Genomic DNA, 11,955 nt, shown 5'->3' with positions numbered 1-11,955 from the left:
GGTCCGCCACGCCGAGCACGTCATGGGAACGGTCTTCTCCGTCACCGTGCGCGACCCGGGCCCCGGCACCGGGCCGGCGTTGGAACGGGCGATGGCACGGCTGCACGAGATCGACGCGGTCTTCTCGACGTACCGCGAGGACAGCGACATCAGCCGCCTCGACCGCGGGGACACCACCGTCGAGGACTGCCACCCCGACGTGGCGGAGGTTCTGGCCCGGTGCCGGGAGACCGCAGCCCAGACCGACGGCTGGTTCACCGAACGCCCAGCCGGGCGGCTCGATCCGAGCGGCTGGGTCAAGGGCTGGGCGGTGGAGGAGGTCGGCCGGATCCTTCGGGCCGGGGGCTCCCGCGAGCACTGCGTGAGCGGCGGTGGGGACGTCCTGACCGAAGGCGGGCCGTGGCGGGTGGGCGTGGCGCACCCCTTGGTGCCGGGCGCCCTCGCGGGCGTGGTGACCGGCACCGGCCTGGCCGTGGCGACCTCCGGCACGGCCGAACGGGGCGCCCACGTGATGGACCCGTTCACCGGCCGCCCGGCCACCGCCTTCAGTTCGGTGACCCTGGTCGGTGCCCCGGAGGTCGGACTGGCCCGCACCGACGCCTGGGCCACCGCCGTGTTCGCGATGGGCCCCGAGCGCGGACCGGCCTGGGTCGAGCGACAGCCCGGGGTGGAAGCCCTCGCCGTCCTCCCGGACGGCTCCCGGCTGCGGACGGGCGGCCTGTCCCGCTACCTGCCGCCCGTGGGACCCGCCGACTGGACCCTGCCCGCCGCCGCCCGGTGAGCGGTCGTCGGTGCCGCACGGCCCGTCGGGCACCGGCGGAGCGTCAGACCAGCGCGGCGCCCCAGGACCTCGCCCGGTCGAGCTCGCCGGCGCGCAGCGGTCCGTCGGCCTCGTCGATCAGGAAGCCCTCCGGCTCGGCCACGACGTCGTAGTGGTGGTGGGTGAGCCGGTGGGCGATGCCGTCGGCCGCTCCGCCGGGGTGCTTGATGGCGGCCCGGGTGTCGAACGCGGCGGCGTGGGTGCCCGGTTCGGTGTCGGGGAGGCTGTGGAACCAGGTACGCAGCCCGGGTCCCTCGGTGGTGGCGCGGGCCTCGTCGGCCTGCTCCTGGTGCCCGGCCTTCTTGGCCTCGGCGGAGGCGGCCATCTTCCGGCTGAGCCGGTTGGACATGCCGTGCATGTGGGTCGGCCCGCCGACCACCAGCAGGTCGGCCGTGCGGGTGACGTCGACGCCCGCCTCGGCGACCGGCAGGCAGCTGACCGTGGCGTCCGGACTGGCGTCGTGGACACCTTCGGCGATCGCCTCGGCGACCTCCCTGGTGTTGCCGTACATGCTCTCGTAGACGATGACGGCTCGCATCGCTCCCACCTTCTTCCCACCGCCGCCGCGCCGCGGCGGCGGTGCTCGTCATTCGTGAGGGACCACCGCGACCGGGCACCGGGCGTGGTGGACGGCCGCATGGGTGACGTGACCGATGTGGGGCCCGGGAGCGCCACGCCGGCTCCGACGGCCGACGACCAGGAGGCTCGGCCGGTCGGCCGCCTCCAGGAGCGTCGAAGCGGCGCTGCCGCGCAGCAGCGTGGCGGTGCACCCGACGTCGGGGTACTTCTCGCTCCAGGCGCCCACCAGGTCGTCGAACTGCTGCTGCTCGACGCCCGCGATCTCGTCCTCGATGCCCGCGACCGCGGTGGGCGCGAGGTACTGGGCGGCGCGGGCCGGCTGCCAGGCGTGGACCACGCGCAACGGCAGCTCCCTGCGTCGGGCGGTGTCGAAGGCGAAGGCCAGCAGGTCGTCGCAGGGGCTGCGCGGGTCCAGTCCGAGGACGATCCCGGGCGCGGGCGGCGGCGCGTCGGCGACGGGTGCGCGGACGAGGACGGTGGGACAGGCGGTCCGGGCGAGGACGTGCTGGGCGACCGATCCGACGAGGAAGCCGCGCAGCGTGGTGAGGGCGCGGGAGCCGAGGACCAGGAGGGAGGAGGTCCGGCTCGCTGCGACGAGCGCGTCCTCGGCGCTGACGGGCATCTGCACCGGTCGCACCTCGACGCCCGGCAGCAGGGCCCGGAGCCCGCGTTCCGCCGAGGTGAGCCGGCTCCTGCCCTCCGCCACGGCGTCGGGCGTGCCGAGCAGGTGGGGCGCGGCCCACGGCCAGGCCTGCAGCAGCTCCAGCGGGACTCCCCGCAGCGCGGCCTCGTCGACCGCCCACTCCGCGGCGGCCAGCGCCTGGGGCGATCCGTCGAAGCCCACGGTGACCGGCCCGTCCATGATGACCTCCGGCGCGCTCGAAGTGGCTGGTCCGCTGCCAGTCTTCCGCGTCGCGCACGGCGGGGGAGGGTGCCGACCGGCCCTGTTCGCGGTCCGGTCGGCCCCGTCGCGTCCGGTGTGGCTAGACGACCGTGCCGGTCAGGCCGCGGGCGGTGACGATCTGCGCGGTGCCGTCCGCCAGGCGGTAGGAGATGCCGACCACGGCCGCGTCGCCGGCGGCGACGGCGTCGGCCACCACGCGGGAGCGGTCCAGCAGGAGGTCGACGGTGTGCCGTATGTGCTCGTTGATGAAGTCGTCGTCGTGGGTGAAACCGGCGGCGAGGGTGGCCAGCACGCTGGGCGTGACGCGCTCGATCACGTCGCGCACGTACCCCGGCGCGGTCGTGCCGTCCTTGATGGCGGCGCGGGTCGCGGCGACGGCGCCGCAGGAGTCGTGTCCGAGGACGACGACCAGCGGGCTGCCCAGGACGCTGACGCCGTACTCGATGCTGCCGAGCACCTCCGGGCCCATCACGTGACCGGCGGTGCGGACGACGAAGAGGTCGCCCAGGCCCTGGTCGAAGATGATCTCCGCGGCGAGGCGGGAGTCCGCGCAGCCGAACAGCACGGCGAACGGGCTCTGCGACGGGGCGGTGGCGGCCCGACGGGCGGCGTCCTGGTTGGGGTGCTCGGGCTCGCCGGCGGTGAAGCGCCGGTTGCCCGCCAGGAGTGCGTCAACGGCGTTCTGGACAGTCAGTCGATCGATCATGGCCGTAGCCTATGCGGACTCGGCCCCCCGCAGGTTTCCGGTCCGTGACGTGGTCACGGGTGGCCCTCCCGCCACGCCGCGCCCGAAAACAGTGCACGACCGCTGCGAGGGGATCCTCCCGGGCCGGGTCGCCACGATGGGTGCAGAGGAGGACCACCATGACTCTCGCCGACTCCACCCCGTCGACCCCTCCCGAACCGGACCGTCCCGGACTGCGGACGCCCGAAGAGACGCCCGAGTGCGAGGGGTCGACCAGCCACGGGATCTCGATCCCCGAACCGGTCGAACTGCGCACGGCCTGGCCGAGCTGGATCCCCCTGCTCGCCATCGGCCTGCTGGTGGTGAGCTTCGTGGGCTTCGCCGTCGCGCGGGTCTGCGGGTGGGGAGGCTAGGCCCGCACTCCGCACGACCCCCGCCCCCGCTCCGTCCGGCTGCTCCGTCCTGCGCGGGCCGGGCGGAGCGGGCTGACGGAGCGGCCTGACGGAGCGGGCCGTCCCCCGGTTGCGACCGGTCAGCCGCCGGCGCCCGCATAGAGGGCGATGGCGTCGCCCGCGCCGACGGTGGCGGAGAAGGTGCCGTTGCCGGCGACGGTGTACTTGGGGCCGCTGCAGCCGCCGCCCGCGCTCGGGTCGCCGTGCTGGACGTCGCAGTAGCTGCCCGCCGGGAGCGAGGTCTGGAAGGTGCGGGTCAGCGCGGTGGTCTCGTGGTTGATCGCCACGTAGCCCTTGGAGCCGCGGCCGAAGGCGATGGCGTTGTTGCCGTTGGACCACCAGTTGGTCACCGCGGTGCCGTTGGTGGCGTTGCGGAAGCCGACCATGTTGGCGATCTGCCGCCAGGCGTGCTGGCACTTCCAGCCGTTCTGGTAGCAGGCGGTGACGCTGCCGCCGTTCGGCGGTCCGGCGTCGATGTCGGTGAACTCGTAGCCGGAGTACACGTTCGGCGAGCCGTAGGGCCAGGCCAGCAGGTAGACGTTGGCGAGCGTGTAGGTGTTGCCGTTCTTGTAGTTGAGGGTGGATCCGTTCCGCTCGGTGTCCCAGTTGTCGGTGAAGGTGCGGGAGTTGGTGCTGGGGAGGTAGCCGGCGCCCCAGGAGTCGTTCCAGTTGCTCAGGTAGGCGAGCTTCTCGCTGGTGAAGATCCGCTTGAGGTCGTAGGCGCCCATGAAGGCGTCGACGTCGCCGGTGCCGGTGTACTCGCCGGGCTGCACGGCCTCGCCGGAGCCGTAGATGACCTCCTGGGCCCAGTAGATGCCCGGGTTGGTCAGCTTGGCCTTGATCGCGGCCAGGTCGCCGGAGGCGATGTGCTTGGCGGCGTCGATCCGGAAGCCGTCCGCGCCCTTGGCGATCAGGCCGTTGAGGTAGGCGGCGATGGTGGAGCGGACGTAGTCGCTGCCGGTGTCGAGGTCGGCCAGGCCGGAGAGCTGGCAGTTCTGGACGTTGGCCCGGTCGGCGTAGTTGGAGATGTTCGTCCGGCAGGAGTGGAAGTCCCAGTCCTGGTAGTAGCCGGGGTAGTTGTACTTGGTGTAGACGGTGCCGCCGGTGCCGGTGCCGGACCCCGCGCTCATGTGGTTGACCACGGCGTCCACGACGACCTTCACGCCCGCGGCGTGGCAGGTGTTGACCATGGAGGTGAACGCGGACGCGTCGCCGAGCCGTCCGGCGATCTTGTAGCTGACCGGCTGGTAGGAGGTCCACCACTGGCTGCCCTGGATGTGCTCCTGGGGCGGCGAGACCTCGACCCAGCCGTAGCCCTTGGGGCCGAGCACGTTGGTGCACTCCTTGGCGACCGAGGCGTAGTTCCACTCGAAGAGGGTGGCGGTGACGGTCTTGCTGCCCGGAGTGGAGGCACGGGCTTCGGGGGGAGCGGTCGCGAGTCCGGCCGCCGCCGTCGCCGCGATCAGGGTCGCGGTGACGAGGGAGGCGCTGCGCCGACGGTGGGGGACGGGCGAGCGGTGGTCCACGGGTTCTCCAGGTGGGGTGGGAGCCGGGATTGCCCGAAAAGCGCACGGCACCTCCTGCAGGTCCTTGCTGCAAGAAGCCTGAAACTTGCCGGAAACATTTTCGGTAGCGCAGACCGTACGGGCGGCGCCGACGGGGCGTCAAGGCTCTTGACCGCGTCCGTACACCAACTCGCTCAGAGGCGGACCACGACCAGGGCGGTGTCGTCGGTGGCGCCGTCGGGCGGCAGGAGCTCGGTGAGGACGGTGTCGGCCAGCACCTCCGGGTCCGCCGAACGGTGGGCGGCGAGCGACCGGGCGAGCCGCTCCAGGCCGACGTCGATGTCCTCGGTCCGGCGCTCGACCAGGCCGTCGGTGTAGAGGGCGAGCGTGTCGCCCTCGGAGAACCGGACGGCCGCCTCGGGGCGCGGGCGGTGGTCGGGCCGGGCGCCGAGCGGCGGATCCGTGGCCCCGTCCAGGAACTCCACCGTGCCGTCGCGGTGCACCAGCGCGGGCGGCAGGTGGCCGGCGCTGCTGTACCTGATGGTGCGGTCGGCCGCGTCGATGAACGCGGTCGCGGCGGTCGCGGACTCGGCGCCCTCGACGAAGCGCGCGTACAGGCCGAGCACCTCCAGCGCCTGGGCCGGGCCGCGGGCGACCCGGGAGGCGGCGCTCAGGGCGCTGCGCAGTTGGCCCATCACCCCGGCGGCGGCCAGGCCGTGACCGACCACGTCGCCGACCGCGACCGCGACCCGCTCGCCGGGCAGCTCGACCAGGTCGTACCAGTCGCCGCAGACGTTGAGCGCGCCGAGCGCGGGGCAGTAGCGGACGGCGGCGCGGTGGCGCTCCAGCGGCCGCGGGGCGGGCAGCATGGCCTCCTGGAGGGCGAGCGCGACCTTCCGTTCCTGGGCGTGGGCCTCGCGCAGCCGCTCGTTCACCTCCTGCAGCTCGCGGGCCCGGGTGTACAGCTCGGCCTCCAGGACGCGGGCCCGGTTGCCCTCGGGCAGCCCGTGCGCGCGGATCAGCTGGGTGATCTCCTCGACCCGGTGGACGAGCAGGACGGTGCGGCCCTCGCCGTCGAGGATCGGTACGTTGACCGGGCTCCAGTACCGCTCCTCCCACTCCCCGGGCCGCTCCGCGGACTGGACGTCGTAGCGCTGCAGCGCCATGGTGTCGCGCTCGCCGGTGGCCAGGACCCGGTTCAGCGAGGCCGCGAGGTTGCGGACGCCCGTGGCGTTCGGGTCGTTGGGGTTGTCGGGGAAGACGTCGAAGAGGTACCGGCCGACCACCTGCTCGCGGGTGCGGCCGGACTGCAGCAGGAAGTCGTCGTTGGCGTCGGCGTACACCAGGTCGGGGGTGAGCAGCGCGACCATGCACGGCAGGGCCTGGAAGACCGCCCGGTAGTCGACCGCGGGCCCGGTCACCACGCCCGGTCGGTCGGTGTCCTCGATCATCACGCACCTCCGACAGCCGCAGCGGGCCCGCCGCGCGTCGCGCGGCGGCGCCGGCAGTGCTCCCATCCTCGCGGAGGACGGCCGCACAGGCTCGCCGGGCGCGCCGCGCCGCCCGGATGCGCCGGTGCCGCCACGCGCTGCCGTACCGTGGGAAACACCCCCACGGGTATGTGCAACGGAACGCCCCCGAACGGAGCCCGGCATGGAGTACGGCATCCCCGTCACCCTCGACCTGCCCTTCGCCGACGCCGTCGAGCGGACCAGGGCCGCGCTCGCCGACCAGGGGTTCGGGATCCTCACCGAGATCGACATGCAGGCCACCCTGCGGGCCAAGCTCGGCGAGGAGATCGAGGAGTACCTGATCCTCGGCGCCTGCAACCCGCCGCTCGCCCACCGCGCGCTCGGGGCCGACCGCAGCATCGGGCTGCTGCTGCCCTGCAACGTGGTGGTCCGGGCCGCCGACGGCCGCACGGTGGTCGAGGCGATGGACCCGCAGCTGATCGTCCGGGTCGCCGGGAACCCCGAGCTGGCGGCCGTCGCCGACGAGGCCGCCGCCCGCCTGCGCGCCGCGCTGGACGCGTTGGCCGCGCTGGATGGCTGAGCCACGGCGGGGGCGGTCGCCGGCGAGGCGGAGACCGGCGTGCCGGCAGGCGGGACGTCGTTGACGGCGGGCGGCGGCCCTGCTGCAATGGCCGGATGCGCTCCGGGCTGCTGCTGGTGACGAGGGCCCACATCGACTTCGGTCGGGTGTGGTCCGCGGCGTGTCGTCGTCCCTGACCACGCCGCGACCCCGTCCTGCCCTTCTCCCCGGAGCCCCCATGTCCCACGCCCCCGTCGGCGCCCCTTCCGCTGCCCTGATCGACCCCCGCGGACCGCGCTTCGCCGCCACCCTCACCACCGTCGTCCTGGCCGCGACCCTGGTCACCGGCAGCGGCTGGCTGCTCGCCGCCCAGACCGCCGTCTTCGCGACCGGCGCCCTCCTCGGCCTGCGCCGCTCCCCGTACGGCGTGCTCTTCCGCACCCTCGTCCGGCCGCGCCTCGGCCCGCCCGCCGAGCTGGAGGACGAGCGCCCGCCGCGCTTCGCGCAGGCCGTCGGCCTCGCGTTCGGCCTGCTCGGCACGGTCGGCTACCTGGTCGGACCGGCCTGGCTCGGCCTCGCCGCCACCGGCGCCGCGCTCGCCGCGGCCTTCCTCAACGCGGCGTTCGGCTACTGCCTGGGCTGCGAGGTCTACCTGCTCGCGACCCGGCTGCGCGGGGCGGAGCCGGCCCGTGGTTGACCCGACCGGGCTGGTGATCTGCGCGGCCGTCCTCGTCGCGGCGGCCGTCTTCGGCGCGGTCCGCACGGCGCGCGACGGCCGGCTGCGGGTGCGGAGCGCCGACGCGGGGCTGCGCCTGACCTCGGCCGAGCTGGGGCAGCGGGTCGGCGAACGGGCGACGCTGGTGCAGTTCTCCACCACCTACTGCTCCTCCTGCGACGCGGCGCGCCGGCTCCTCGGCGGCCTCGCGGCGACGACGGCGGGCGTCACCCACGTGGAGGTCGACGCCGAGGCGCGGCCCGACCTGGTCGCCCGCCTGGGGCTCCTGCGCTCGCCGACCGTCCTGGTGCTCGACCGCGACGGCCGGATCGTCCGCCGCGCCTCCGGGCCGCAGCGCCGCGCGGAGATCCTCGCCGGGATCGAGGCCGCCACCGTGTCGGAGACCGCGGGGGCGCCGAGTCGCGGCTGAGCCCTTGTCCTGACGCGGAATCATCTGCAGGCTTCCAGCCATGACTTCGCAGGAACTGCTGGACGACCTCCGCGCCATCTGCTCGCCGCTGCCGCCCGAGGGGGCCGGGACGGCGGGCCGGGACCCGCTCCTCGCCGCGCTCGGGGACCTCGCCGCGGTCCACGGGGCCGCCGACGAGCGGGTCCGGCTGCTGCTGGCGTACGGCCGGATCTTCGCCACCCCGCGCCCGCGCACCCCGCAGGCCCTCGGCGAGGCCGCCGGCCTCACGCCCGCCGGGGTGGGCGATGCCTTCGGGGCCGGCGAGGTCCGCAGGGTCGGTCGGCTGACCGGGCGGTGGCCCGCCGCGGCCGACCTCGACGACCACCACCGCGCGGGCATCTCCGGCAAGGAGAGCAGGCTGCGGTGCACCTGGGGCGGTGACAGGCTCAACCCGTGCGGGGAGAAGCCCAAGTACGCCGTCGTGGACGCGCGCGGTGCGCAGTGGGCCTGCTGCGACGGCCATCTGCCCGGCTATCTCCGGTCCCGGTCCGGCAGTTGAGGACTTGTCGGGAGCATGATGTGTAAAATTGCTGAAAGTTTCAGGCTGTTCTGCCGTTCTCCTTGACGACCGTCGCGCGAGGCGGCATCGTCACTGGCGCGACCGGCCCGCAGCCCCAGGCCGGGGAAGACGGGGCCGGGCGCATCGGAGTCCATCCATCCGAACTCCGGGACGCCCGCCGCAGCCCCCACGCGCCGTGCGGGCGTCCCGGCCTGCTCGGCGCCAACGGCGCGACGGCGGTCGCGGCACCGCCCGGCGGCCGGCCGGGGCCGGGCCGGATCCGTCGACGCCGCCCCGTTGCAGTGGAGCGCTGCCGGCCGGAGGGGGAGACCGGGATGAGCCGTACGACGCCACCGCGTCCGCAGGACCCGGTCACGGTCCTGCCGGAGCTGGTCGGCCACGGCCGTACCACCACCCGGCTGCACCCGCGTCACGGTGCGCCCGGCGTCGGGGACAGTTCGATCGGCGGGCCGCTGCTGTGGCCGCAGGACGAGCCGTGGCCCACGTGCACCGAACCGCACCCGCGGGGTGAGGGCTACCTCCTGCGCGACGTCGAGCAGCGGCACGCCGAGCTGTACGGTCCGCGCCGGGTGCGCATCTCGCCCGAGGGCCGGCTGATCCCGTTCCACCCGGTGCCGCGGGCGCTGCACCGCCCCGACCTCGCCGACACCGACCCCCTCCCGCTGCTGGCGGTCGCCCAGTTGTACCGCCGGGACGTGCCCGACCTGGCGCCCGGGCCCGACGGCTGCGACCTGCTCCAGGTGCTCTGGTGCCCGTTCTACCTCCACGGGCCGAACCGACTGGAGCTGGAGCCCCGGCTGTACTGGCGGCGCAGCGGGGAGGTCGGTGACGTCCTCGCGCCGGCACCCCGGCCGGAGGTCGCCGGGCCGGGATCGGCGTTCGCCGGGCCGTGCGTCCTGCACCCCGAGCAGGTCATCGAGTACCCCGATCTCCCGGCGCTGCCGAAGGCGGTCTCCGGACGCCTGACCGGAGGGGAGGCGGAACGGTACCGGGCCGCGCTCGGGGTGGCCCCCGGCTGGAAGGCGGGTGGCTTCCCGCACGACCACGAGGCGGGCCCGCCGCCGACCCGGTGCGCGTGCGGGGCGGCCCTGACCCTGCTGCTGGCCGCGACGTACGGCGAGTGGGATCCGGAGAACCCGACCTGGCAGCCCGTCGAGGACCGGCCGGGCCGGGTGCGGCTGAACGCGCCGACCGGGTTCGGCGTCTGCGAGGGGTCGGCGGTCCAGATCTTCGTCTGCTCGGACGATCCCGCGCATCCCCACCTCACCTGGACGCGCCTCTGACCGCCGGGTCGCGGACGACTGCCGCGGCGGCCGCCTCGGGTGGGCGCGGGTGATCCGCCCGGTGCGGTGGAACCGGCGCCCGGTGGCCGGATCCATCCCTGCGGAAGCCGGCAGGACCGCCCGGCCGCAGGGGCGCGGTGCCCCGGTGGGCGGGCCGGCTGACCGGGCGTGAGCGTGTTCGGATCGTCGTCCTTGCCTCTGACCAGGGGACTCTCCCGCGCGGGAATGCCGCACCGCTGCCCGGAGCGGTCCCGGCAGCGGGAGCCGGCGGGGCGGTCGGTCCGGGGACGGCCGAAAGTGGGTGCGCGGATCCGGACACCTGACGCCAGGTGGTGGGTGAGTCGGCCGCGTGGGTACGCAGGGCGTTGGTTGGCGTGCTATCGGTTGACTCAGGCAACCGTTTCGACGTCGGCCGAGTGCCCGCGCCCCAGCGGCGGGTGCTCCCGACCCCAGCCGACCGTGTCCGCCCCCGCCGGAGGTGCTCGATGAAGGTGACCGTCGACCAGGACCGCTGCTGCGGCTCGGGACAGTGCGTCCTGACCGCGCCCGAGGTCTTCGACCAGTCCGACGACGACGGCCTGGTCCGCCTGCTCCTGCCCAGCCCGACGCCGGAGCAGCACGCCTCCGTCCGGCTCGCCGCAGCCCTGTGCCCCGGCAACGCCATCACCGTGCACGACGTGTGACCAAGCAGCCCCCTGCGACAGGACCGGAAGGACCGGAATGACCACCGCCGCACACCGTGCCGTCCCGAGCGACCCCGCCGACCTGGCCGTCCCCGCCGCGCGTGACGGCGGCTGCCCCTTCGACCCCCCGCCCGCCTACGACCAGGCCCTGCACACCGCGCCCGTCACCCGCGCCGGACTGTGGGACGGCAGCTCGCTGTGGCTGGTCACCGGCCACGCCCAGGTCCGGGCCGTCCTCGCCGACGAGCGCTTCTCGGCCGACGCCCGCCACCCGGGCTTCCCGTTCCTCTCGCCCGGCCGCCGCGAACTGGTCACCCGGACCACCCCCACCTTCCTGCGCCTCGACGGCGCCGAACACGCCCGCCAACGCCGGATGCTCACCGGAGACTTCATCGTCAAACGGATCGAGGCCATGCGCCCCGAGATCCAGCGGATCGTCGACGACACCCTCGACCGGATGACCGCCGACGGCTCGCCCGCCGACCTGGTCAGCGCCTTCGCCCTGCCGGTGCCGTCGCTGGTCATCTGCCACCTGCTCGGCGTCCCGTACGAGGACCACGCGTTCTTCCAGAGCCGCAGCACCTCGCTGCTCGACCTCGCCGCCCCCGCCGAGGCCGTCGGCGTCGCCCAGCGCGAACTGACCGACTACCTGCGCGAGCTGACCGGCCGCAAGCGCAGCCACCCCGACGAGAGCGTGCTCGGGCGCCTCGCCGCCCGCCCCGACACCACCCTCGAAGAGGCCGCCGCCATGGGCCTGCTGCTGCTGGTCGCGGGCCACGAGACCACCGCCAACATGACCGCCCTCGGCACCCTCGCCCTGCTCCGCAACCCCGAGCAGGCCGCCCGGCTGCGCGCCGAACCCGGCATCGCCAAGGGCGCCGTCGAGGAACTGCTGCGCTGGCTGAGCATCGTCCACCTCGGCGTGCCGCGCGTCGCCGTCGAGGACGTCGACCTGGACGGCACCCCGGTCCGGGCCGGCGAAGGGGTGCTCTGCATGGTCTCGACGGCCAACCGCGACCCCGAGGTGTTCCCCGGCGGCGACCGGCTCGACATCGGCCGCGACGCCCGCCGCCACTTCGCCTTCGGCTTCGGTGTCCACCAGTGCCTCGGCCAGCCGCTCGCCCGCGCCGAGTTGCAGATCGCCCTGCAGACCCTCTTCCGGCGGCTGCCCGAGCTGCGGCTCGCCGTGCCGTACGAGTCGATCCGCTACCGGACCGACATGGTCGTGTACGGGGTGCACGAGCTGCCGGTGGCCTGGTAGGGCCCGGGTCCGCGGTGCGTCTGCCCGGTGGCCGACCCGGCAGCCGGG

General features: G+C 74.6%; 14 protein-coding genes. 9 read left to right on the top strand and 5 right to left on the bottom strand.

Annotated elements, in window-relative coordinates; all coding sequences use genetic code 11:
- The first annotated feature begins 22 nt into the window (after positions 1–22).
- Positions 23–781, top strand: coding sequence for an FAD:protein FMN transferase (locus tag ABEB06_RS03500; RefSeq protein WP_425559760.1), 759 nt, complete (start codon positions 23–25; stop codon positions 779–781).
- Between the two features lie 43 nt (positions 782–824).
- On the opposite strand, the gene ABEB06_RS03495 is transcribed toward ABEB06_RS03500, so the two are convergent.
- The 3 genes from ABEB06_RS03495 to ABEB06_RS03485 all read right to left on the bottom strand — a co-directional run bounded on the left by ABEB06_RS03495 (position 825) and on the right by ABEB06_RS03485 (position 3,009).
- Complete coding sequence (locus tag ABEB06_RS03495; protein ID WP_345695278.1) at positions 825–1,358, bottom strand: flavodoxin family protein; 534 nt, start codon at positions 1,356–1,358, stop codon at positions 825–827.
- Between the two features lie 48 nt (positions 1,359–1,406).
- Complete coding sequence (locus ABEB06_RS03490; RefSeq protein ID WP_345695277.1) at positions 1,407–2,261, bottom strand: universal stress protein; 855 nt, start codon at positions 2,259–2,261, stop codon at positions 1,407–1,409.
- A gap of 121 nt (positions 2,262–2,382) precedes the next feature.
- Complete coding sequence (locus ABEB06_RS03485) at positions 2,383–3,009, bottom strand: carbonic anhydrase (RefSeq protein ID WP_345695276.1); 627 nt, start codon at positions 3,007–3,009, stop codon at positions 2,383–2,385.
- 158 nt (positions 3,010–3,167) lie between these two features.
- Here ABEB06_RS03485 and ABEB06_RS03480 point away from each other — a divergent pair, with 158 nt between their 5' ends.
- Positions 3,168–3,401 (top strand): DUF6480 family protein, encoded by a 234-nt coding sequence (locus tag ABEB06_RS03480; RefSeq protein ID WP_345695275.1) that lies wholly within the window; start codon positions 3,168–3,170, stop codon positions 3,399–3,401.
- A 119-nt stretch (positions 3,402–3,520) separates the two neighbouring features.
- On the opposite strand, the gene ABEB06_RS03475 is transcribed toward ABEB06_RS03480, so the two are convergent.
- Both ABEB06_RS03475 and ABEB06_RS03470 read right to left on the bottom strand, forming a co-directional pair.
- The gene (locus ABEB06_RS03475; RefSeq protein ID WP_425559759.1) at positions 3,521–4,906 is read right to left on the bottom strand and encodes an alpha-amylase; all 1,386 of its coding nucleotides are present in this window, start codon (positions 4,904–4,906) and stop codon (positions 3,521–3,523) included.
- Between the two features lie 233 nt (positions 4,907–5,139).
- Positions 5,140–6,396: a SpoIIE family protein phosphatase gene (locus tag ABEB06_RS03470; protein ID WP_425559566.1), complete on the bottom strand. Its 1,257-nt coding sequence runs from the start codon at positions 6,394–6,396 to the stop codon at positions 5,140–5,142.
- A gap of 202 nt (positions 6,397–6,598) precedes the next feature.
- Here ABEB06_RS03470 and ABEB06_RS03465 point away from each other — a divergent pair, with 202 nt between their 5' ends.
- From ABEB06_RS03465 to ABEB06_RS03435, 7 genes are all read left to right on the top strand, one after another.
- Complete coding sequence (locus tag ABEB06_RS03465; RefSeq protein WP_345695274.1) at positions 6,599–6,997, top strand: DUF302 domain-containing protein; 399 nt, start codon at positions 6,599–6,601, stop codon at positions 6,995–6,997.
- Positions 6,998–7,214: 217 nt separating this feature from the next.
- Positions 7,215–7,673: a DUF4395 domain-containing protein gene (locus tag ABEB06_RS03460; RefSeq protein WP_345695273.1), complete on the top strand. Its 459-nt coding sequence runs from the start codon at positions 7,215–7,217 to the stop codon at positions 7,671–7,673.
- Complete coding sequence (locus tag ABEB06_RS03455) at positions 7,666–8,121, top strand: thioredoxin family protein (protein WP_345695272.1); 456 nt, start codon at positions 7,666–7,668, stop codon at positions 8,119–8,121. Before ABEB06_RS03460 ends, ABEB06_RS03455 begins: the two co-directional genes overlap by 8 nt.
- A 40-nt stretch (positions 8,122–8,161) precedes the next feature.
- Positions 8,162–8,659, top strand: coding sequence for a hypothetical protein (locus ABEB06_RS03450; protein WP_345695271.1), 498 nt, complete (start codon positions 8,162–8,164; stop codon positions 8,657–8,659).
- Between the two features lie 335 nt (positions 8,660–8,994).
- Complete coding sequence (locus tag ABEB06_RS03445; RefSeq protein WP_345695270.1) at positions 8,995–9,963, top strand: hypothetical protein; 969 nt, start codon at positions 8,995–8,997, stop codon at positions 9,961–9,963.
- Between the two features lie 485 nt (positions 9,964–10,448).
- Positions 10,449–10,646: a ferredoxin gene (locus tag ABEB06_RS03440; RefSeq protein WP_345695269.1), complete on the top strand. Its 198-nt coding sequence runs from the start codon at positions 10,449–10,451 to the stop codon at positions 10,644–10,646.
- A 37-nt stretch (positions 10,647–10,683) separates the two neighbouring features.
- Positions 10,684–11,907 (top strand): cytochrome P450, encoded by a 1,224-nt coding sequence (locus ABEB06_RS03435; RefSeq protein WP_345695268.1) that lies wholly within the window; start codon positions 10,684–10,686, stop codon positions 11,905–11,907.
- Positions 11,908–11,955: the final 48 nt, after the last annotated feature.

The sequence above is a fragment of the Kitasatospora terrestris genome (genome assembly GCF_039542905.1).
GTDB classification, from domain to species: domain Bacteria; phylum Actinomycetota; class Actinomycetes; order Streptomycetales; family Streptomycetaceae; genus Kitasatospora; species Kitasatospora terrestris.
Note: the sequence above shows the minus strand (reverse complement) of the source record. Positions and strands in the feature narration are given on the sequence as shown.